General features: G+C 42.2%; 18 protein-coding genes. 15 read left to right on the top strand and 3 right to left on the bottom strand.

Annotated elements, in window-relative coordinates; all coding sequences use genetic code 11:
- Window position 1 precedes the first annotated feature (1 nt).
- The 7 genes from ACFS5N_RS19035 (at window position 2) to ACFS5N_RS19005 (ending at window position 6,065) form a co-directional block, all read left to right on the top strand.
- Window positions 2–1,378, top strand: coding sequence for an NADH-quinone oxidoreductase subunit N (locus tag ACFS5N_RS19035; RefSeq protein WP_377189553.1), 1,377 nt, complete (start codon window positions 2–4; stop codon window positions 1,376–1,378).
- Window positions 1,379–1,436: 58 nt separating this feature from the next.
- Window positions 1,437–2,069, top strand: coding sequence for a DedA family protein (locus ACFS5N_RS19030; protein ID WP_377189550.1), 633 nt, complete (start codon window positions 1,437–1,439; stop codon window positions 2,067–2,069).
- 22 nt (window positions 2,070–2,091) lie between these two features.
- Entirely contained in the window at window positions 2,092–2,637 is a 546-nt protein-coding gene (locus tag ACFS5N_RS19025; RefSeq protein WP_377189547.1) for an inorganic diphosphatase, read from the top strand.
- A gap of 7 nt (window positions 2,638–2,644) precedes the next feature.
- Window positions 2,645–3,988 (top strand): hemolysin family protein, encoded by a 1,344-nt coding sequence (locus ACFS5N_RS19020; RefSeq protein ID WP_377189900.1) that lies wholly within the window; start codon window positions 2,645–2,647, stop codon window positions 3,986–3,988.
- Window positions 3,989–4,078: 90 nt separating this feature from the next.
- Window positions 4,079–4,786, top strand: coding sequence for a 16S rRNA (uracil(1498)-N(3))-methyltransferase (locus tag ACFS5N_RS19015; RefSeq protein ID WP_377189543.1), 708 nt, complete (start codon window positions 4,079–4,081; stop codon window positions 4,784–4,786).
- 112 nt (window positions 4,787–4,898) lie between these two features.
- Window positions 4,899–5,561 carry a DUF4159 domain-containing protein gene (locus ACFS5N_RS19010; RefSeq protein WP_377189540.1) on the top strand — a complete coding sequence of 221 codons (663 nt, stop codon included), beginning with the start codon at window positions 4,899–4,901 and terminating at the stop codon, window positions 5,559–5,561.
- 3 nt (window positions 5,562–5,564) lie between these two features.
- Complete coding sequence (locus ACFS5N_RS19005) at window positions 5,565–6,065, top strand: acetyl-CoA carboxylase biotin carboxyl carrier protein subunit (RefSeq protein WP_377189537.1); 501 nt, start codon at window positions 5,565–5,567, stop codon at window positions 6,063–6,065.
- 205 nt (window positions 6,066–6,270) lie between these two features.
- Here ACFS5N_RS19005 and ACFS5N_RS19000 read toward each other — a convergent pair whose 3' ends face one another.
- Window positions 6,271–7,842, bottom strand: coding sequence for an SUMF1/EgtB/PvdO family nonheme iron enzyme (locus tag ACFS5N_RS19000; RefSeq protein WP_377189534.1), 1,572 nt, complete (start codon window positions 7,840–7,842; stop codon window positions 6,271–6,273).
- Between the two features lie 231 nt (window positions 7,843–8,073).
- Between ACFS5N_RS19000 and porV the strand changes: the two genes are divergently transcribed.
- Together porV and ispF are read left to right on the top strand one after the other, a co-directional pair.
- Complete coding sequence (porV, locus tag ACFS5N_RS18995) at window positions 8,074–9,252, top strand: type IX secretion system outer membrane channel protein PorV (RefSeq protein WP_377189531.1); 1,179 nt, start codon at window positions 8,074–8,076, stop codon at window positions 9,250–9,252.
- A gap of 1 nt (window position 9,253) precedes the next feature.
- Window positions 9,254–9,736, top strand: a complete 483-nt coding sequence (gene ispF, locus ACFS5N_RS18990; protein ID WP_377189528.1) for a 2-C-methyl-D-erythritol 2,4-cyclodiphosphate synthase — start codon at window positions 9,254–9,256, stop codon at window positions 9,734–9,736.
- A gap of 125 nt (window positions 9,737–9,861) precedes the next feature.
- On the opposite strand, the gene ACFS5N_RS18985 is transcribed toward ispF, so the two are convergent.
- Both ACFS5N_RS18985 and ACFS5N_RS18980 read right to left on the bottom strand, forming a co-directional pair.
- On the bottom strand, window positions 9,862–10,434 hold the full coding sequence (locus ACFS5N_RS18985) for an REP-associated tyrosine transposase (protein ID WP_377189525.1): 573 nt from the start codon (window positions 10,432–10,434) through the stop codon (window positions 9,862–9,864).
- A gap of 147 nt (window positions 10,435–10,581) precedes the next feature.
- On the bottom strand, window positions 10,582–13,944 hold the full coding sequence (locus tag ACFS5N_RS18980) for a glycosyltransferase (RefSeq protein ID WP_377189522.1): 3,363 nt from the start codon (window positions 13,942–13,944) through the stop codon (window positions 10,582–10,584).
- A 355-nt stretch (window positions 13,945–14,299) separates the two neighbouring features.
- Here ACFS5N_RS18980 and typA point away from each other — a divergent pair, with 355 nt between their 5' ends.
- The 6 genes from typA to ACFS5N_RS18950 all read left to right on the top strand — a co-directional run bounded on the left by typA (window position 14,300) and on the right by ACFS5N_RS18950 (window position 21,181).
- Window positions 14,300–16,108, top strand: coding sequence for a translational GTPase TypA (gene typA / locus ACFS5N_RS18975; RefSeq protein ID WP_377189519.1), 1,809 nt, complete (start codon window positions 14,300–14,302; stop codon window positions 16,106–16,108).
- A gap of 88 nt (window positions 16,109–16,196) precedes the next feature.
- Entirely contained in the window at window positions 16,197–16,970 is a 774-nt protein-coding gene (locus ACFS5N_RS18970; protein ID WP_377189516.1) for a hypothetical protein, read from the top strand.
- A gap of 76 nt (window positions 16,971–17,046) precedes the next feature.
- Window positions 17,047–17,733: a class I SAM-dependent methyltransferase gene (locus ACFS5N_RS18965; RefSeq protein ID WP_377189513.1), complete on the top strand. Its 687-nt coding sequence runs from the start codon at window positions 17,047–17,049 to the stop codon at window positions 17,731–17,733.
- 3 nt (window positions 17,734–17,736) lie between these two features.
- A complete protein-coding gene (locus ACFS5N_RS18960; protein ID WP_377189510.1) occupies window positions 17,737–18,870 on the top strand; it encodes a glycosyltransferase in 1,134 nt (377 codons plus the stop codon).
- Window positions 18,863–19,627: a TylF/MycF/NovP-related O-methyltransferase gene (locus ACFS5N_RS18955; protein ID WP_377189507.1), complete on the top strand. Its 765-nt coding sequence runs from the start codon at window positions 18,863–18,865 to the stop codon at window positions 19,625–19,627. Before ACFS5N_RS18960 ends, ACFS5N_RS18955 begins: the two co-directional genes overlap by 8 nt.
- A 15-nt stretch (window positions 19,628–19,642) precedes the next feature.
- Window positions 19,643–21,181, top strand: a complete 1,539-nt coding sequence (locus tag ACFS5N_RS18950) for an oligosaccharide flippase family protein (RefSeq protein ID WP_377189504.1) — start codon at window positions 19,643–19,645, stop codon at window positions 21,179–21,181.
- Window positions 21,182–21,275: the final 94 nt, after the last annotated feature.

The raw sequence follows: 21,275 nt of genomic DNA, 5'->3' as shown, positions 1-21,275 counted from the left end.
CATGAATACGATAATAGTTATATCTGTTTTACCTATAGTGCTTTTGTATTTAGGTTTATATAAAGCGCAAAAGGCTTTACTACCTGTTACCGTTATCGGGCTGCTGGTAGCGTTAGGTTTAGCGGTTACACAGTGGAACAACGGCGCGGTACCTATTTATAGTGGCATGATGTTGTTCAATAATTATTCTGTTGCCTTCTCTGTAGTTACTATCGTATCAACTATATTGATCTTATTGCTATCAAAAGGATACTTTGAAAAGATCAGCAATCACGTAGCCGAGTACTATGCTATCATTTTGTTCTCATTAGCTGGTGTGGTGGTTATGGTATCATACTATAACCTCGCGATGTTGTTTATCGGTATCGAGATTATGTCGGTAAGCTTATACATCCTGGCCGGTATTAAAAAGAACGACTTCGCCTCAAACGAAGCTGCCTTGAAGTATTTCCTGATGGGTGCATTTTCAACAGGTTTCTTATTGTTCGGCTTTACTTTAATATACGGCTCAACTGGTTCATTCAGTCTTGAAGGCATACAAACCTGGGTGTTGACGCATAAAGAAATGACACCAATGCTTTGCGTGGGCGTCATTTTGGTGGTAGTAGGCTTATGTTTCAAAGTAGGTGTTGCTCCTTTCCACTTTTGGACTCCTGATGTATATGAAGGTTCGCCGTCATTAATTACTGCCTACATGTCTACCGTAGCTAAAACGGCAAGCTTCGCAGCATTCCTGCGTTTGTTTATGACCTGTTTCCCGGTTATCTCAAATATCTGGCAGCCTGGTTTAATTGTTATCGCGGTAATTACTTTGTTTATTGGTAACATCACTGCTTTATATCAACAAAGCTTTAAGCGTATGCTGGCTTACTCAAGTATCTCGCATGCGGGTTATTTGTTGTTTGCTATCCTGTCATTAGGGGCATCATCAGCCAATACCATTTTTGTTTACGCAACGGCTTATTCAATTGCTTCAATTGTAGCCTTCGGTGCGCTGATATTGATCCAGCAAGAAACCAACAGCGATAGCTTTGATAGCTTCAATGGCCTGGGTAAGAAAAATCCTTTCCTGGCATTTGTATTGACTGTTGCGATGCTTTCATTAGCAGGTATTCCGCTTACAGCTGGGTTTATTGGTAAGTTTTATGCCTTCAACATGGCCATGGGTCAATACCATATAGCATTACTGATCATTGCGGTTATCAACGCTATCATCAGTATATTCTATTACTTCAGGGTTATCATTGCCATGTATTTCCGTAATGCCGAGCGCGAACAGATTGCGGTATCGCCGTATTATGCTTTTGTGCTGGGTTTTGCAGCTTTGGCCACCATTGTTATTGGTGTTTACCCCCAGTTAGTAAGCGGCCTGATTTAATACACTGTCAAAATCCCCGGAAAATGATTTAATATTTGTAGTTTTACAAATATTCTGAATGGAAACTTTCTGGGAACACCTGCAACATTTAACTGAAGCAAAATTCATTTTAAGTAAAGGTGGGTTTTACCTCTTGCTGCTGGTTGTTTATGCAGAGACAGGGCTGTTCTTCGGCTTCTTTTTGCCTGGCGACTATTTACTGTTTATGGCCGGAATATTATGCTCATCCGGACTAATAGATGTACAGCTGGGTACGCTATTGTTATCAGTAATATTAGCGGGTATTTTGGGTAATTATACCGGCTATTGGTTTGGCTACCGTACCGGGCCGGTGCTTTTCAAAAAAAGCGATTCGTGGTTCTTTAAGAAGCGTTACATTACTATTGCTGAAGAGTTTTATGCCAGGCATGGTGGTATGGCTCTGGTTTTAGGCAGATTTTTCCCTATAATAAGAACTTTTGCTCCTATCTTTGCGGGTGTAGTTAAGGTTGATTTTAAGAAGTTTACCATCTATAACCTGGCAGGTAGCATTGCCTGGGTAAATACGTTTGTCCTATCGGGGTATTTTTTGGGTAGGCGATACCCGCAGATCAAAGACTACCTGGAATATGTGGTGATTGGTTTGATAATAATTACAACAATTCCGCTTGTTTTTGCTTTCTTAAAAAAACGATTAGTAAAAAGCGAATAATATAAATATAATATACATCTAAATGAGTACTCAACATCCTTGGCACCAGGTTTCACCGGGTGATAACGTTCCTGAATTTGTAAATGCTATTATTGAGATCCCCAAAGGCTCTAAAGCAAAATACGAGATTGATAAAGACTCAGGTTTATTGAAACTTGATCGCGTTTTGTTTTCGTCAGTAATGTACCCGGCTAATTATGGCTTTATTCCGCAAACTTATTGTGATGATAAAGATCCTTTGGATATATTAGTATTATGTTCTATAGACGTGTTTCCGATGTCAATCATCGAGGCCAAAATTGTAGGCGTAATGCATATGGTTGATAATGGCGAGCAGGACGATAAGATCATCGCGGTAGCGAAGAACGATCCGTCAGTAAATTATATTAACGATTTGAACGAGTTGCCGCCACATGCTATGAAAGAAATAGAGCGCTTTTTTAAAGATTACAAGGCTTTGGAAAACAAGTCGGTAACCATCGAGCATATGCTTGGTGCCAAGTATGCGCATAAAGTAGTTAATGAAAGTCTTGAACTTTATAAGTCGACTTTCCCTGTGTACCAATAATTAATTGATGGGCCCTGAAACGCACGACATAAACGGTTATTCAATACTCCTAACCTTTTTACTGGTTCTACTGAACGGCTTTTTTGTTGCAGCCGAATTTGCGCTGGTTCGCGTTCGCGGATCGCAGATTGAGGTGAAAGCTAAGGCCGGCAGCCGCATTGCCAAAGTTACCCGTGGCATAGTGGCTAACCTTGACGGCTATCTGGCGGCTACACAGTTGGGCATTACCATCGCCTCGTTAGGTTTGGGTGTAATAGGCGAAGAGGTTTTTACAAATGTAGTATTAAGAGGCTTTCAGCTTATTAATGTTAATATCACATCAAGCTTTGTTATCACCTCCAGCCACGTTATCGCGTTTGTGGTGATTACCATACTCAGTATAGTTTTTGGGGAGCTGGCTCCTAAAACGCTGGCTATACAAAGATCAGTACGTACAGCGTTAGCGGTATCTGCCCCGTTACGCATATTCTTTATTGTTTTCAGGCCTATTATTTGGGTGCTGAATGCATTTGCTAATTTTATTTTAAGATTGGTAGGTATAAACATTGTACCCGGGCATGAAGCACACCACAGTTCAGAAGAGTTGCAGTATCTGCTTGAGCAAGGTAAAGAAACCGGGGCAATCGACTCGAATGAGCACGAGCTGATTCAAAATGTTTTTGAATTTAACGAGCGGGTAGTTAAAAACATCATGGTGCCCCGTACCAAAATTTCGGGCATTGAGATTAATACCAGTAAAGATGAATTATTGCATTTATTAATTACTGAAGGATATTCACGCCTGCCGGTGTATGACGAGGTGATTGATAAGATTGTAGGTATTGTTCATGCTAAAGATGTTCTGCCTCTTTTGGTACATAACGAGGAAATTATCCTGAAAGATATCATCCGCAAACCTTACTTTATCCCCGAAACAAAAAAAATTAACGATTTGATGGCCGAGCTGCAACAGAAACGTATACAGATAGCCATTGTATCTGATGAGTTTGGTGGTACAGCCGGTATGGTAACACTCGAAGATATTGTTGAAGAATTAGTAGGCGAGATCCAGGATGAATACGACGAGGAGAAACCGATTGTAGAGTCACTGAATGACCGTGAGTTTATTGTAAATGCCCTGGCTCCTATATACGATGTTAATGAGCATTTGCCGCATGATTTGCCGGAAGATGGCGACTATGATACCGTATCGGGCTGGTTGGGGGAGATCTTTGGAAAAATCCCTGACGTTGGCGAACAAAAAGAATCAAACGGCTATAACATAACCGTATTGAAAAAATCTGACCAAAACATTGAGTCGGTTAAACTGGAGCTATTGCTTAATGAAGAAGATACAGTAGATTTACATTAATTAGAATCAAGAGATAAGAGGCAGGAATCAAGACTGTAAAACAGAATATTCCTTTATCTTAACTCTTGATTCTCGACCCTTGATTGTAACATGCATCTTTTTTATACGCCCGATATTACTCCATCCACTCCCCAGTATTTTTTGAACGAAGAGGAGAGCAAGCACGCCGTGCGGGTATTGCGCTTGGAGGCGGGTTCGCCGGTTCAGTTGATTGACGGAAAAGGAGGTCTGTATACGGCCGAGATCAAAGATGCGCACCCCAAACGTACCATTTTGCAAATAACCGGGGTAACTACCGGGTATCAAAAGCGAAACCACTACCTTCATATCGCAATAGCGCCGACAAAAAATCTCGACCGGCTGGAATGGTTCCTGGAAAAAGCTACTGAGATAGGTATTGATGAAATATCCCTGATTATTTGTCACCGCTCTGAGCGCAAAGAAGCTAAAACCGAACGATTGAATAAGATCATTACTTCGGCCATCAAGCAATCGCTGAAGGCTTATCATCCAATATTAAATGAACCCATCGCGTTTAATAAATTTCTTGCCCAGCCTTTCGATGGTCAAAAGTTCATTGCTCATTGTGAAGATCAAGAGAAAACTAATCTGCAAACCGAACTGCAAAAACAAGGCCGTTATCTGATACTAATAGGGCCCGAGGGCGATTTTTCTTCTGCCGAGATTGACGGCGCTTTGGATAATGGATATAAAGCCATAACTTTAGGTGAAAGCCGGCTGCGTACAGAAACTGCCGCGCTTGAAGCTTGCTTTGAGGTGAATTTTTTGAATAGGTAATAATCTTACCATTTGTCATCCTGAACGTTGTGAAAGATCTTATACGCCATACTTTTCGCTTACATAAGATTCTTCGCGTTGCTCAGAATGACAGCTAGGTTAATATAACTCAATGAAACGCGCTATATACACTATTTGTGCTTGTTGCCTGTTAACGCTGATAAGCAGTTTCAATGCGCCTACTTATAAAATGGCCAAGCTCAAATATAATGGTGGCGGCGATTGGTATGGCGACCGCACGGCTTTGCCCAATCTTATTAAATTTTGCAACGATAACCTGAAAACCAATTTCGAAGCAGAGGATGATATAGTTGAGCCTGGCAGTGAGCAATTATTTAATTACCCTTTTATATTTATGACGGGTCATGGTAACGTGATTTTCTCTGACCAGGAAGCTGCTAATTTGCGCAAGTATTTAACCGGTGGCGGGTTCTTGCATATTGACGATAACTACGGACTGGATAAATTCATTCGCCCGCAAATGAAGAAAGTTTTTCCTGAGCTGGATTTTGTGGAACTGCCGCTGAATTATCCGATCTATCATCAAAAATTTCAGTTTCCTAACGGTTTGCCTAAAATACATGAACATGACGGTAAACGTCCGCAAGGGTTTGGCCTGATCTATAAGGGCAGGCTGGTGTGTTTTTACACTTACGAATGCGATTTAGGCAACGGTTGGGAAGACTATGGAACCTATGCCGGCGACACACAAGAAAACCGCATCAAGGCCTTAAAAATGGGCGCTAATTTGATTCAATACGTGCTAACTCAATAAGCTATGTACAAGTTTAAGGTAAATAATAAATATGATTATGCTATCGACTCCAAAGGCGGCGAGCTTTTGGTAAACGATACCGAAATACAGGTTGATATCAAACAGCTCAGCCCAAATAGCTGGCATATCATTGAGCAATTAAAATCGTACAACGTAGCCCTCATCAGCTTTGATAAGATGGAAAAAACAGCCGAGATAAGGGTTAATAATAATATCTATACTATTACAGCGAAAGATCGCTTTGATCTGCTGCTTGACCAAATGGGCCTCACTAATTTAACCAGTGCTAAAATAAGCGAGCTAAAAGCTCCCATGCCGGGTTTGGTGTTAAAAGTATTTACTGAAGAAGGTACTGCCGTGCAAAAAGGCGACAGCCTGTTTATCCTTGAAGCTATGAAGATGGAAAATATCATTAAATCGCCAGTCGGTGGGGTGATTAAATCTATCAAGGTAAAGCCTGGCGATAAGTTGGAAAAAGGGCAGATATTGCTGCTGTTTGCGTAGAATTTCCTTAACTATTTTCACCACACGTCATTGCGAGGTACGAAGCAATCTCTACACAAGCTTAGCTACAATGACTATCGCGCAGAGATTGCTTCGTACCTCGCAATGACGAGTATTTATAAGGGTTTTCATTAATAATTTGTTAAACAAAAAAAGGGCTATCTCAACCAGAGATAGCCCTTTTCTAATTATAGCGGGTTAATAATTATTTCGCTTTTTTCACGCTGAAGTGAGGTTTGCCTTGCGGATGAATTTCAGGAGCGCCTACAAGGTCCATAGCGCAACGGAAACCTACTTCGGCGCTGGCGTCATCTTCATTCATAAAGCGGCGGGTTGCGGGGTTTAACCAGTAAGCCAAATCGTTCCATGAACCGCCTTTGTAAACCTTTGATTTGTCGCTTACCAAAGTAGTAGTACCGTATAAGCTATTGTTAACGGTATCCAGGTAGCCCCGGGCGTCAGGATTGTAGGCCTTGCCAGCTAACGGATCTTTTTGAGGCGTAGCAGAAGCACCGCCTTGTTGTGAGGCAATCAGGTCTGCATAGCTCATTTTCTTAGCCGCCTTTGCCGGGTCTTTAATCGGGCGGCCATATTTGTCTTTTGCATATTTACCAGTAGCCGGGTCTGCCAAACGTTTGTCGGCAAATTGGTTACCGCGGAATGGGTTGAAGTCGTCAACATCTTCAAAAGACATTTGGCGATAAGTATCCTGTACCCATTCGTTAACATTTCCAGCCATATTATACAGGCCAAAATCATTTGGCGGATAATAGCGTACCGGAGCTGTGATGAACGCTTTATCGTTCAGATACCCGCCAACACCACCGTTGTCGCCTTCGCCACGTTTAAAGTTGGCCAAAATTAAACCCCGGGTTGATTTTTTTGCAGAACGTACGCCTAAGCCGTTCCATGGGTATATTTTACCGTCGGTAATGTTTTCAAATTGCGTATTACCTGCCAATGCCATTGCAGCGTATTCCCACTCAGCTTCAGTAGGCAGGCGGTAAGCCGGCTTTAAGATACCGTCTTCAATAATTGCCGGTCGCACAGCCTTTTTCTTACCTGCCGCAGGTTTACCGTTCAGGTCAACGGTCATCTTTTTACCATCAATACCCTGGCCCCTAAACTGATTGTTTAAGTACATATCTGTATTAAACGGCGTTTTTTGAGCATTGGCAGCAGTATTTGCCTGCGCTCCTTTTTGAGCCCTGGGGTTAACGATGATACCTTTTTGCTGCAGGATATATTCGTTCATGCGGTCGGTACGCCAAACGCAGTAATCCTGAACCTGATCCCAGCTAACACCTACTACCGGGTAGTCCTGAAAAGCAGGATGGCGTAAATAGTTATTTACATACGGCTCATTGTATGACAACGGCCTGCGCCATACCAGGGTGTCGGGTACAGCGTTATAATACAATTCGTGATCCTGCGGGAAAGTAGCACTGATCCAGTGCAGGTAATCCAGCCAATCCTGGTTAGATACCTCTGTCTCATCCATGTAAAAGGCGGGGATAGTTACTCTTTTACGTACGTTGTTGTACTCAAAGTTAATATCCTGGTCAGCGCTGCCGCCCAAAACAAATGTACCGCCTTCAATAGCTACCAGGCCGGGGCCGGGTGCAGGGTGCGTTTGCCTGAACTTAGAATAACCATAACGTTTATCGTTATAAGGAATCCCCGTTTTTTGGGATTTGCCACTTTTGCTTTTACAGCTGCTTAATACTGACGCAACTCCCACCAACGCTAAAGCAGTATAAGTAAAAAGTATTTTCATATTTTTACAAGAATGATATATAGGGGTAAATTTATAAATTTTTATTAATAAAATACTACACTCGAATATAGCGTTAAATTAATCCATTTTAGCGCCTTGCATTTTAACGTGGAAATGGTAATGAGTGTTGCATGGATGATAAATTTAAATCAAAAAAACAGATCAGCATCCATAACAAATACATAATTGCACTATATTTATCCAATTAAAAATAAAAAAACGGACTGTCCAATGAAGTTTTCTTACCGAAAAACCTCTTTAACATACATAACGCTACTTATACCATTTTTTGCTGCTGCCCAATCAGGAGGCAGCAATACCAACGGAAGCAGCAGCGCTAATGCTATACCAACGGCAGTACCATTTTTAAATATCTCGCCCGATTCACGCTCAGGCGCAATGGGCGAGGCCGGTGTTGCTATTTCGCCCGATGTTAATGCCAATTACTGGAACCCTTCAAAACTGGCTTTTTTAGATACTGCGGCTAATGCCGTTTCATTGTCATACAGCCCCTGGCTACGTCATTTGGTGCCCGACGTTAGCTTGTCTTACTTAAGCTTTGCGCATAAGCTGGATAACAGAAATACAATAGGCGCTTCATTGCGTTATTTTAACTTAGGCTCTATTCAGTTAATAGATGCTAATCAGAATGAGCAGGGAACGTATCGCCCGAGCGAGTTTTCGTTTGACGTTTCATTTGCACGTAAGTTTGGTAATGATTTTTCTTTAGGATTGACTGCACGATATATTCATTCAGATCTGTCTAACCAGTCGTTTGCCTCCGGGGGCGGCCAGCAAACCAAAGCAGGCAATGCTTTTGCTGCCGATATTTCGATGTACCACACCAGTAACGTACAGCAGTTTGGTAAAGATGCAAGCTTTAGTTATGGTGTCAACATATCAAATATTGGTACCAAAATGAGTTATACGGATGTGGGGCCATCATATTTTTTGCCTACTAACTTAAAGCTCGGCATCGCCAATACGATAAATATTGACGATTTGAACCAGTTTACTTTTGCTTTCGATATAAATAAACTCCTGGTGCCAACCCCGCCGATAAGAGATGCCAACGGCAACATTATTAAAGGTAAAAGTGATGACGTTTCGGTTCCTGCGGGTATCTTTGGCTCATTTACCGATGCTCCGGGCGGCTTTAGCGAAGAGTTTAAAGAAATTACCTTTTCACCGGGTGTTGAATATGTTTATGATCAGCAATTTGCTATCAGGGCAGGTTATTTTTATGAGAACCCGGCCAAGGGCGGCCGCCAATATGTTACCATGGGTTTGGGTTTGAAATATGACGTTTTTCGCTTCGATTTTTCGTATTTAGCAGCTACCCAGCAGGCCAGCCCCTTAGCTAATACTTTAAGATTTACCTTAGCGCTTAATTTCGGCGCTACAAAATAATATGGGCAAGATCAGGGTCGGTTTTGGATTTGACGTCCATCAGTTAAGAGAACAGCACCCGTTTGTTTTAGGTGGGGTGAGTCTGGAGCACCATGCGGGCGCTTACGGCCACTCAGATGCAGATGTGCTGCTTCATGCCATTTGCGATGCATTGCTGGGCGCAGCAAATTTGCGCGATATAGGTTTCCATTTCTCCAATACAGACGACAGGTGGAAGGGTATAAGCAGCCTGAAACTGTTACAGCATGTAATGGTATTGCTACGCGAAAAAGGCTGGGAGATTGGCAATATCGACGCTATGGTTTGCCTGGAAGCACCAAAGATCAATCCGCATATTCCGGCCATGAAAATGCATATTGCCGAAGCTGCCGGCATTAGCGAAGAAGATGTTTCTATTAAAGCCACAACTAACGAGAAGCTTGGCTTTATTGGCCGCGAAGAGGGGGTAGTGGCTTATGCGGTTTGTTTGATTGAGCGCATTTGATATTTTGCGGAGCGGATTGCAAATCCGCGCGACATGGGGTCTGGATTATAGATCCAGACCAACAGACAATTTTATTGTTAGTCCGGATTTATAATCCGGACTCGATAGGTGAGGATTTGTAATCCTCAAAAGGAATCTCTATTCAAGTCTTCTATCAAAGATACTTCAAGTAAAGCATTGAACTCACCTGCATATTGAGCCGCAGAACTAAGTACATAATCTTCAGCTCGAAATACAATGCCGGCCTCCACCGGGTTTTGGTGAATATAATTTATTTTCTGATCGATGAATTTCGCTGTGCTTAACTCAATCGGGTGCAAGCCTTCTTGCCAAAATTGGTAATCTTTAATTTTAGGATTGAATTTGCTTACAAAAGAAAAGTGACGCAATAACCATTCTTTCCTGCTTTCGGCTATTTCACTTATCGATTGAATGATTCTTTTTGATGTGAATTTTTTAAAATCCCGCATTATATCGGAGAGATTTTTACCTGATTCTGCCGCAACTACTAGGTGCAAATGGCTCGGCATGATACACCACGCATAAATAATCAAGCCTTTGTGCTGTTGGCAATACCTAAGTGACTCCAGAACGTCCTCACAAAGCTCTTTACGAGTAAATACATCTATCCAATCAACTACAGTTAAGGTTAGGAAATAAAGTTCGTCGTTAGCAGTAATGCGATATTTAAAGCCCATGCTTAAATATATTCATTCGTTTGCGGATTGCAAATCCGCGCGACATTGGGTCCGGATTATGATCCGGACTTCATTGGTTTTTTAGATAGTTAGTCCGGATTTATAATCCGGACTTTATTGGTGAGGGTTTGCAATCCTTATAACAAACTATTTCTTCTCCTCCGCCTGCTTCACATTCCCCGTACGCTTTAAAACACCCCAGCCGCTATGTTCGCCTTTAAGGGCGCGGCGCAAAGATTTGAACAGGATATAATACATTAGCTGGCGCCAGATGAATCGTTGCGGAATGATGTATACCAACTTCTTATAGTCTTCTTTCTCCATCCAAAAGGCTATCACACCTACAATAAAATCTACAACAACAAACAATACGTAATAAAGCAATATTTTGCCCGGCTTATCGCCCAGCAGCCCCAGAATCATAAACAAATCTGCCAAAGGCGAAAACAACGGTAATATAATCTGGAATATGAGAATGTTAGGCATGCCCACCATCCCAAAAAACTTAAACTTTTTGTTAAACAGCGCATTGCGGTTTTTCCAGAAGCTTTGCATAACCCCATAGCTCCAGCGGAAACGTTGTTTTAGCAAGGCGCCGATAGTTTCAGGAGCTTCGGTATAAGCCACAGCCTCTGCGCAATTTTTAATAATGTAACCGCATTTCAGAATACGCATGGTCAGATCGCAATCCTCCGCCAAAGTGTCGGTAGTAAAACCGCCGGCTTTAAATACGGCCGATTTGCGGAAGGCGCCAATAGCGCCGGGCACTACGGTAATGCTATTAATCAGGTCGAAGGCGCGGCGATCCATGTTTTGGGCGGTGATATATTCTATCGACTGCCAGCGGGTGATGATATTGGTATCGTTACCTACCTTTACGGTACCTGCTACAGCCCCAATTTCATCATCTGTAAAGTAAGTCATCAGGTGATAGATGGCATCGTCCTTCAATTGGGTGTCAGCATCAATACAAACTACAAAATCATACTGAGCATGCGTAATACCAAAGTTTAGTGCCGAGGCTTTACCTCCGTTAGGTTTATCCAGCACCCTAACACGCGGGTTATCGCCATAAGCCTCATTAACTATCTGGAATGTATTGTCTTTTGAGCCATCATTTACAAAAATGATCTCGAAATCTTTGTATTCGGTTTTAAGTAATGATTCAATAGTTTTTACCGCGGTAACCTCTTCGTTGTAAGCAGGCACAATGATACTTACCGGTTGCAGCTGCATTTTTGTTATCCTGTCGCGGTATTTACTAAAACTCTTGTTTTCAAAATATTGCCTTGAAGCTAAAATGCCGATTAATACAATACGACCGATAGCCAGGAAGATAGCAATCAGAAATAAGTATAACAGAAACCAGTTGCCGTAAAAGAATCCAACCACGAAAATATCGTAGAATGAATTGTAAATGCCTGAATTGTTTTTTACAGGCGGCATTAATTCATCTTTACTTTTGTCGAGGATATCGGCAATAGTTGTAAACTGGTAGCCTTTGCTTTTAAAGAAGTGAATAATCTCAGGCAAAGCTTTCACTGTTTCTTCACGGGTATCGCCGCCGGCGTCATGTAGCAGTAACATAGAGCCGTTATTGGCTTGCCTGATGGTGCGTGCTACAATGCTATCCTTTGTTACGCCCGGCTGCCAATCCCACGGGTCGATAGATTCACCGATGTTAATATAACTTTGCTTGCGGCTCTCGGCTACCGGAATTACCTCTGCCAATGTCTGTGGCTCGGCATCGGCATTAAATGGCGGGCGGAACAGGATGGTGCTGTGACCGGTTACCGACTCAATTAATTTGCGGGTGGCGTTAAGTTCCAGGTTTACACGATCAATACTAACGGTTGAAATGTCGGGATGGAAAAAAGTGTGATTGCCTATCTCAAAACCGTCATCATACTCGCGCTTTAGCAACTGCATATTTTTCTCGGCCATTGAGCCTACCACAAAAAATGCTGCCGGCACTTTCTCCCGTTCCAGAATGTCCAGAATGCGTGGGGTATAATCAGGGTCGGGGCCATCGTCAAATGTTAAAACTATTTTCCCCGGTTTGTAACCATATTTGCGGATAACGTATTTAGTAGGCAGCTTAATATAATTTTGGTTGGTAATAACGTAGTTGGTGGTATCCATCTTTACGTCAATTTTTCCCTCAACCGGGGTAGTAATCAGGTCAAGCACTTCGCCATCGCCTTCATAGTTGATCTTATTGTTAAGGCCCACATAGGTAAGGCGTTTGATATCAACGCCGGTTTTTCGCAATGAATCAATAGACAGGTTTTTCTGGAAGAAACTCCATAAGCGCGGGTCTTCACCACCTAAACGCCACAGGGCCACGCCGCCGGTATCCCAGTCGTCAGCCATGCGGATAATGTTGAAGTTGGTAGCTGCATCAGTAAAATAAACGGTATGCTGAAGGCCATCCTGCCCGCCGTATTTAAAATGCAGATTAGCCGAAAACGGATCATAAATGATCCTGCTTTTATTCTCATGCGCGGTACTGATGGCTGTCTGGTAACCAATGCCTTTGCCAATGCTGTTTTCGGGCCAGTCGACGCCGCCACCAAACACGGTCAGGATAACTTTCTCGCTCGGTATTTCATCGCAAACCTCATCCAGGATTTCTTCTACCCAGTGCTGGTTTGATATATCGCCGGCATTGCTGTCTTCAGTATGCTGGCTTATAGCCATTACAAACAAGTAGTCGTTATAATGCTGCAGCATTTTCAAATTATACTGCTCATCGTCGGGCACCACGTTTTGGGTAACAATGAAACCTATAGGATGCAGGGTGTTGTAAAGCTCCTGCTCAAACTTGATATAGTTGGGTGTGTTTCGATCTTTTATATTATCAAAATCAAGATTAATACCTTGAAATTTATATTTATTTAACTGAGTAATAATACTGTTGATGAACGTAGTACGCAGTTTTTTGCTTTTAATGATCCGCTCAACGTCTTTAGTATCGAAGTCGCCTGTTGTATTATTATAATTAACGTAGTTTGACAATGTTACCAATACCGGCTTTTTGTATTTTTTATTGAGGTTAATAAGGCCAGTGTCAATGGTAGCTGTGATAGTATCCGCACCTTTTTTCATCAAAAAGCCCTCGGTAACTACCATGTCAAGGTGAGTTATATGGTCTACCAGTGAATTGTAAGCTTGCGCCTCCCACGGACGATAAAAAGCTGCGTTGATGCGGTCTTTGTTATTAGGATGTTTTAAGCGATAAGCATTACGCACATGCTCCAGTTTTTTTATCTGAGCCTCGTCTATTTTAAAATCTTTAAATTGTTTTGATTTTTTGAGGGCTTCGAGCTCTTCTTTGGTCAGTTTTTTAGGCGCCGGGTTAAGGTTGGGTAACTCAGGATAAGTATGTGATGTAATGGTAACAACTGAGCCGATAACGCTGCATATCAATACAATAAGCAGAATGCGGCTTAGCCATTTAAAACGGTTCCATCTACCGGGGGTATCAGCTTGAAAAACCTGCTTGGCCATTTAATAAGTTTGGTAAATATTTAGGTTGATGTTATTTATTATCAGGGTTGATATTTGAAAAATCAACTCCGCACTTGCAGTTCTCGCCACATCCTTTTTTCACAAACAGACTTCTGTAAAACATCCTGCCAATGTAAAACAGGGCGGCTGCAAATAATATAACAACTATTAGTGCCTGTATATTCATAATTGCAAAATTACATAATTTATTAACAAACGTACACAACATACTTATCTTACACATTTAAGGGTAAAATTACTTTTGGCTGAGATTACCTTTGTATTAAAAAGCCGTAAACCCTTTCATTTACCATAAATTAGGCGTACCTTTGCGCCAAATTTTTAAAGGCATTTCATGCAAAAAATAAGAAACATTGCAATTATTGCACACGTTGACCACGGTAAAACTACTCTGGTTGATAAAATTCTGCACAGCTGCGCTATTTTCCGTGAAGGACAAGAAACCGGAGAGCTGATTTTGGATAATAACGATCTGGAGCGTGAACGTGGTATTACCATCGTTTCAAAAAACGTTTCAGTAATGTACAAAGATGTTAAAATTAACATCATTGACACTCCGGGCCACGCCGACTTTGGTGGCGAGGTTGAACGTGTTTTGAAAATGGCCGACGGCGTATTATTGCTTTGCGACGCTTTTGAAGGCGCCATGCCTCAAACCCGCTTTGTTACCCAAAAAGCTTTATCATTAGGCTTAAAGCCAATTGTGGTGGTTAACAAAGTTGACAAAGAAAACTGCCGGCCTGAAGAGGTTTATGAGCAGATCTTTGAATTGTTCTTTAACCTTGACGCAACCGAAGAGCAACTGGATTTCCCGGTGATCTACGGATCGTCAAAACAAGGTTGGATGAGCACCGATTATAAAAAACCGACAGAAGATATATTCCCGTTAATGGATGCTATTTTGGCAAACATTCCGCCTGCGCCTATTAATGAGGGTTCGTTGCAAATGCAAATCACTTCGCTGGATTATTCTTCATTCGTAGGTCGTATCGCTATCGGTCGTGTAGCTCGTGGTACCATCAAAGAAAACATGCCGGTATCATTGGTAAAACGCGACGGTACTATCCAGAAAACAAGAATCAAAGAACTTTATACTTTTGAAGGTTTAGGTAAAGTTAAAGCTACCGAAGTTAAAGCTGGCGATATTTGCGCTGTGGTAGGTATTGAAGGTTTTGATATTGGCGACACTATTGCCGATTTTGAAAATCCCGAGCAACTGGAGGTCATCAAAATTGATGAGCCTACCATGAACATGCTGTTCACCATCAACAACTCGCCTTTCTTTGGTAAAGAGGGTAAGTTTGTTACCTCACGCCACGTACGCGACCGTCTGTACAAAGAGATGGAAAAAAACCTGGCGTTGCGTGTGGTTGAAACAGATTCGCCTGATTCTTACCTGGTATATGGCCGTGGTATTCTTCACTTGTCAGTATTAATCGAAACCATGCGTCGCGAAGGTTATGAGTTACAGGTAGGGCAACCTCAGGTTATTGTTAAGGAAATTGACGGAGTGAAATGCGAGCCTGTTGAAACTTTAATTGTTGACGTTCCTGCTGACGTAGCCGGTAAGGTAATCGAGCTGGTTACACAGCGTAAAGGCGACTTGTTGATCATGGAGCCAAAAGGCGATTTGCAGCATTTGGAGTTTGAAATCCCTGCACGTGGCATCATCGGTTTGCGTAACAACGTATTAACAGCCACCGGTGGCGAGGCTATCATGGCACACCGTTTCAAAGCCTATGAGCCCTGGAAAGGTACTATCCCAGGCCGTAGCAACGGGGTATTGATCTCTATGGAAAAAGGTCAGACTACCGCTTACTCAATTGATAAATTACAAGACCGTGGTCGTTTCTTTGTTGACCCGGGCGTTGACATTTACGAAGGCCAGATACTGGGCGAGCACATCCGCGATAATGATTTGGTGATCAACGTGGTTAAAGGTAAACAGTTAACCAATATGCGTGCCTCTGGTAGCGATGATAACGTGCGTATTGCACCTGCTATCAAATTTTCGTTAGAAGAGTCTATGGAATACATCCAGGCTGATGAATATATTGAGGTTACGCCGCAAAGTATCCGTCTGCGTAAAATCTACCTGACAGAAAACGAGCGTAAAATCAACGCTAAGAGGTTCCAGTCGTAATTGAAATTATAATTCGTACAAAAAAGAGCCGCCATAATAGCGGCTCTTTTTTTGTTTCAGGTATAGCGTTTATATTTGCCTGTGTAATATGACTTTAAAAAACTGTTTTTGGACGATTGTGATTTTGGGTGCGATGGCTGCCGCCAGCTCATGCCGCAAGGCTGAAAAAGCTACCGGGGTTTGCCTGCATAATTCATCTATCGATTATCAGAAACGCTGGGCAATTAAAAGTACCCGTATCCAGACTTATGATGCCAACCACAAATTGGTGAGTAATGTTGTAACTCAGCCCAATGGCTATTTTGAAATCAACGCCGATTTTACTTATTACATCTATAGCGACGATGCGCCGGTAAAAGGTAAATGGAGTATCAATGGCAACTGCCAGTTCGTGTTAAATCCGGGTACCTCAAGAGAGCGTGCTTTTGAAGTTACCCAACTTTCAGATGATTCGCTTACACTTCAGCAAACCAGCGGCCTGACTGTTATCACTCAAAAATACAGAGTTTTTAAATGCCCGAGTCTGGCAAGTTTGCAATTTAGATGGGATTTAACCTTTACTACGCAGTCGCCCTATGGTGTCGATACCGTGTTTAGAAATTTAATAGTACCCGAAGCTGGCTATTTCAGACTATATGCTGATGCAAGTTACGATCTTGTTTTGGCCGGTAACCCACCGCCGCCGCCGGTTACCGGTACCTGGGGTATTGCTAACCCTGGCTGTGTATTGATATTGGATAAAAACAAGCCAAATGAGAGATCGTATGAGATACAGAAACTGAATACTGATTCGCTGGTAATATGGCGTAAGGATACCACAGCAAAACAAAATTATCTGCGTCATTATGCTAAACATAAATAACTGAACTTTAAAGCGTTTAAATAGAGGCGCTGTTAAGTAATTTTAATAACCTGCATAAAAGCACTAAATTAGCCCCATGAAAGCTAATGACCGGCTAAACCCCAATATATTTCATCCAAGATATGTGCATCTAACCCAGTTAAGAGATGCAACCATTAAAAAAATAGAAGAATTAACTGCCGGTAACAAAGAATTGTTGCTGGTTGATTTTGGTTGCGGCGACATGCCGTACCGGTCAGTAATTGAGCCGCACGTAGGTAAATATCTGGGTGTCGATCTGGAAATGAATCCAAAGGCCGATCATCATATCGGTTTTGACAGCAAGACCACGTTGCCTGATAATTATTGCGATATCATCCTTTCAAACCAGGTTCTAGAGCATGTGGATACGCCATCAGGTTACCTGCAAGAGGCCTTGCGTATTTTAAAACCCGGTGGTTCAATCATTCTTACTACTCACGGTTACTGGTATTATCATCCAACACCAAATGATTATTGGCGATGGACCAGTGCCGGCCTGCGTAAAACCGTAGAAGACGAAAACTTTATAGTCACGTCATTCTTCGGTATAATGGGTTTGGCGGCAAGCGGCTTGCAGTTATTACAGGATGCCATTATTAACAAATTGCCTAAGTTTTTACGCCCGCCATTTGCGTTTATTATGCAGTTAAAGATCATGCTGTTTAACAAGATAAACTCGCAGCCACAACGCGACAGAGATGCCTCGCTCTACATAGTTCTTGCCCAAAAACCGTTGAAATAATTAATGGAGCAATTTAACCTTTGCATTGTTAAACCCAATAAAGAAACCGTTTCAGAAACTTTTGTAAGGGAACATATCGAGCGACTGCCTGGTAATAAAAAGGTGCTGTACGGCGGTGTTTTCCCGGTTTACGATGATAAGGGTAAATATCTGATACGCTCGCCATTTGGCATACTGAGCTATTTGATCCAAAAAAAGATATTCAAACGTACAGATATTAAAGTACGCACCCACGCTTTGGCCAAATATCTTACCCAAAATAAAATTGATGTAGTTTTTGCTGAATATGGCATGGTAGGAGCATCCATTGCCGAAGCGTGTGAGATGGCCAACGTACCTCTGGTAATCCATTACCACGGAGCAGATGTACATCATACAGAAACTATCAAACGCTATCACGGCCTTTATCAAAAAGCCTTTGCCTATGCGAGTGCCTTGATCGCCGTATCCGGCGATATGGGTAAGGCGCTTGTGGCGCTGGGAGCCCCCGCCGAAAAAATTACTGTAGCCTCATGCGGCGTTAACCCTGATGCGTTTCCTAAGTTAGATATTTCAAAAACAGCCGCAGCATTTTTATCAGTTGGTAGATTTGTTGAGAAGAAGTCGCCCCAATCGGTTGTACAAGCCTTTAAGCTGGTACATGACGAATTTTCTGATGCTACCTTAAACATGGTAGGCGTAGGGCCGCTTTTTGATGAAACCAAAGCATTGGTAAGCCAATTAGGTTTAACAAATAGTGTCAGGCTTTTGGGCGCTCAAAATCAGGCCCAAATAAAAAACTTATTGAAAGAAAGCCGATGCTTTGTACAACACTCTGTAACAGCGAAAGATGGCGACAAAGAAGGCACACCTGTTACTATCCTGGAGGCTGGCTCGTCAGGTCTGGCCATCGTGAGCACACTCCATACCGGTATTAAAGAAGCTGTGGTAAATGGCCAGACAGGCTACCTTGTGCCTGAGTATGATATTGAAGGTATGGCACACTATATGAAAATGATTGCCGCTGATGTAAATTTGGCAGTCGAACTGGGGGAAAAGGAGGCAACATATATTCGCGAAAATTACGATATTCAAAGTCGCATAAAAACAATAACGAAACTGCTTGAGCAAGCAATAGCAAATAAAAAACATGATTAGAAAAACCGTACGCGGACTGGCACAAAAATTTGGTTACGATATTGTTAAACCAGATGAACGATTAGTGGTTGACGGCCTGCCAGCCGACTTTGATAAACAGACGGTTGATACCTTCAAAAAGGTAAAGCCCTTCACCATGACCACGCCCGAGCGTATTGCTTCGCTGGTTAACGCGGTGAATTACCTGGTTAAAAACAACGTCCAGGGCGATTTTGTGGAGTGCGGCGTATGGCGCGGCGGCAGCACTATGGCTGCTATTGACACCCTGCTTAAAAACGGTGATAAAAACCGCGAGATCTACCTATATGATACTTACGAGGGCATGTCTGAACCTACCGAGGTGGACAAAGTTTTCACCGGCACAGGTGCCGACCATTTGATGGAAACTACAGACCGCGAGGACCCGACATCTGTTTGGTGCTATTCAGCTATTGAGGAGGTGCAGCGCAATGTGGGTACCTTAAAATATCCATCAGAAAAAGTGCATTTTGTAAAAGGTAAGGTTGAAGATACTATTCCGCAGACGCTGCCCGGTAAAATAGCTTTATTGCGATTGGATACTGATTTTTACGAGTCGACCGCGCATGAGTTGAAATACCTGTACCCGCTGCTGGTGCCGGGAGGGGTTATCATCATTGACGATTATGGTCATTGGGAAGGAGCCCGCAAAGCTGTCGACGAATATATTGAAGCCCAAAAATTACCGTTATTGCTAAATCGTATTGATTATACCGGCCGCATCGGTATAAAATATTAACGCTGACAGCACCGAATGGGATTAGTAAAAAAGGACGCGTACAAAAATACAGTTATATCATACGGAGGTATGATCATAGCCTATGTAAATACGGTCATGCTTTTTACTGTCAGCTGCACGGCAAGCGAGTATGGGTTTTATAACCTTATTATCAGTATTTCAGTTTTGTACTCACTGGCGGCTTCGATGGGAGTACCGAGCATACTGGCCAAGTATTTTCCCGTTTACCGTACCGACGATAAAAAGCACAATGGCTTTATGCATTGGTCGGCAGGGTTAATGTTTTTGGGTTTTATAGCAGCCACAATACTTTTTGTAGTTTTTAAACCGGTTATAACTGCTGCTTATGCTGAAACCGCCAAACACATAGCCGCTGCTAAGTTTAAAAAGCCCGATGCAGTTAGAGCAGAGCCTTTCCTGGTAGAGTATTACTATTACCTCATCCCGCTATCGTTTTTTGTGCTCACGTTTAATTATCTGGAAATGACGGGGCGTGTTATTTACCAGACTATCTATTCCAATTTCCTGCAAAATGTGCTGCTGCGGCTTATTACCACCGGTATGCTGTTAATGATGATAGCCGGGTGGATGAATTTTGATGCCTTTATAGTGGTATACATCGCAGCAAACGGGCTGATATCTTTATTGTTGCTCATCAACATTATCGCCACCAAAAAATATTCATATCGCCTGAATAATAACCGTTTTAAAGCCATAAACAAGCGCGAAGTATTGGGCTTCGGAGTTTTTACGATGATATCAAGTTCAATTTATGTGCTTTTGCAAAAAGTGGATACCTTGATGCTTAGTTCAATGGCCGGCGACGATATCCAGGGCGTATATAGCTGGTATTTTAATATCGCGATAGTGATCAGTGTGCCTGCGCAGGCTTTGAGCCGTACCACCTACGCTATTGTTGCCGACGCCTGGAAAGCAAATAATCGCGAAAATATTAAAGATGTCTACTACAAAACATCCATCATACAAATGGTGATAGGTTGCTTGCTGTTTATTGGCATTATTGTAAACCGTGAAAATTTGTATGCTATTGCTCACAACAAAGAATTTACCGACCCTAAATACTTTACACTATTTCTGGTGATCGGTCTTGGGTTTTTGGTTGATATTACCGGGGGCTTGAATACCTACATCATAACCACCTCACATAAATACCGGCTCATTACGCTGCTTACCATTTTTGCCGCGATATTTTGCATTGGTTTAAACTATATTCTCATCCCTAAATACTATGGTTTGGGGGCTGCTATTTCGTATCTGCTTACCACACTGGGTATTAATTTGTGCACCTGGTTTTATTTAAAATATCGTTTTAATATGCAGCCTTTCGGCTATAAGCATCTGCTGGTAATAGTGGCTGCAATCGTTGGTTGGGCCGCAGGGCGATATTTGTGGCGCATGCCAACTGTATTGTTGGACATTGCTGTTCGCAGTTGTGTTACTGCCTTGGTTTACGGTGTGTTAGCCTATTTCTTCAAAATCTCTGTGGATATCAATGAAAAGATTGACGCTACGCTAAAAAAAATAACCAAATAGCTTTTATAATCTTATACGCCTACTTAAGTGTCCTTTTTTTGAGATGTAATGGTCTTTTTTGAAATAGAATTTGTAACTTTTTCGTTTCAATTAT

Source organism: Mucilaginibacter ximonensis, from assembly GCF_042686265.1.
Classification (GTDB): domain Bacteria; phylum Bacteroidota; class Bacteroidia; order Sphingobacteriales; family Sphingobacteriaceae; genus Mucilaginibacter; species Mucilaginibacter ximonensis.
The sequence above is the reverse complement of the archived record's forward strand: the minus strand, read 5'-3'. Positions and strand labels throughout refer to the sequence as shown.

Coding starts and splice junctions, on each gene's coding strand:
- ACFS5N_RS19035 (WP_377189553.1), top strand. CDS start 2: ATGAATACGATAATAGTTATATCTGTTTTACCTATAGTGCTTTTGTAT.
- ACFS5N_RS19030 (WP_377189550.1), top strand. CDS start 1,437: ATGGAAACTTTCTGGGAACACCTGCAACATTTAACTGAAGCAAAATTC.
- ACFS5N_RS19025 (WP_377189547.1), top strand. CDS start 2,092: ATGAGTACTCAACATCCTTGGCACCAGGTTTCACCGGGTGATAACGTT.
- ACFS5N_RS19020 (WP_377189900.1), top strand. CDS start 2,645: ATGGGCCCTGAAACGCACGACATAAACGGTTATTCAATACTCCTAACC.
- ACFS5N_RS19015 (WP_377189543.1), top strand. CDS start 4,079: ATGCATCTTTTTTATACGCCCGATATTACTCCATCCACTCCCCAGTAT.
- ACFS5N_RS19010 (WP_377189540.1), top strand. CDS start 4,899: ATGAAACGCGCTATATACACTATTTGTGCTTGTTGCCTGTTAACGCTG.
- ACFS5N_RS19005 (WP_377189537.1), top strand. CDS start 5,565: ATGTACAAGTTTAAGGTAAATAATAAATATGATTATGCTATCGACTCC.
- ACFS5N_RS19000 (WP_377189534.1), bottom strand. CDS start 7,842: ATGAAAATACTTTTTACTTATACTGCTTTAGCGTTGGTGGGAGTTGCG.
- porV (WP_377189531.1), top strand. CDS start 8,074: ATGAAGTTTTCTTACCGAAAAACCTCTTTAACATACATAACGCTACTT.
- ispF (WP_377189528.1), top strand. CDS start 9,254: ATGGGCAAGATCAGGGTCGGTTTTGGATTTGACGTCCATCAGTTAAGA.
- ACFS5N_RS18985 (WP_377189525.1), bottom strand. CDS start 10,434: ATGGGCTTTAAATATCGCATTACTGCTAACGACGAACTTTATTTCCTA.
- ACFS5N_RS18980 (WP_377189522.1), bottom strand. CDS start 13,944: ATGGCCAAGCAGGTTTTTCAAGCTGATACCCCCGGTAGATGGAACCGT.
- typA (WP_377189519.1), top strand. CDS start 14,300: ATGCAAAAAATAAGAAACATTGCAATTATTGCACACGTTGACCACGGT.
- ACFS5N_RS18970 (WP_377189516.1), top strand. CDS start 16,197: ATGACTTTAAAAAACTGTTTTTGGACGATTGTGATTTTGGGTGCGATG.
- ACFS5N_RS18965 (WP_377189513.1), top strand. CDS start 17,047: ATGAAAGCTAATGACCGGCTAAACCCCAATATATTTCATCCAAGATAT.
- ACFS5N_RS18960 (WP_377189510.1), top strand. CDS start 17,737: ATGGAGCAATTTAACCTTTGCATTGTTAAACCCAATAAAGAAACCGTT.
- ACFS5N_RS18955 (WP_377189507.1), top strand. CDS start 18,863: ATGATTAGAAAAACCGTACGCGGACTGGCACAAAAATTTGGTTACGAT.
- ACFS5N_RS18950 (WP_377189504.1), top strand. CDS start 19,643: ATGGGATTAGTAAAAAAGGACGCGTACAAAAATACAGTTATATCATAC.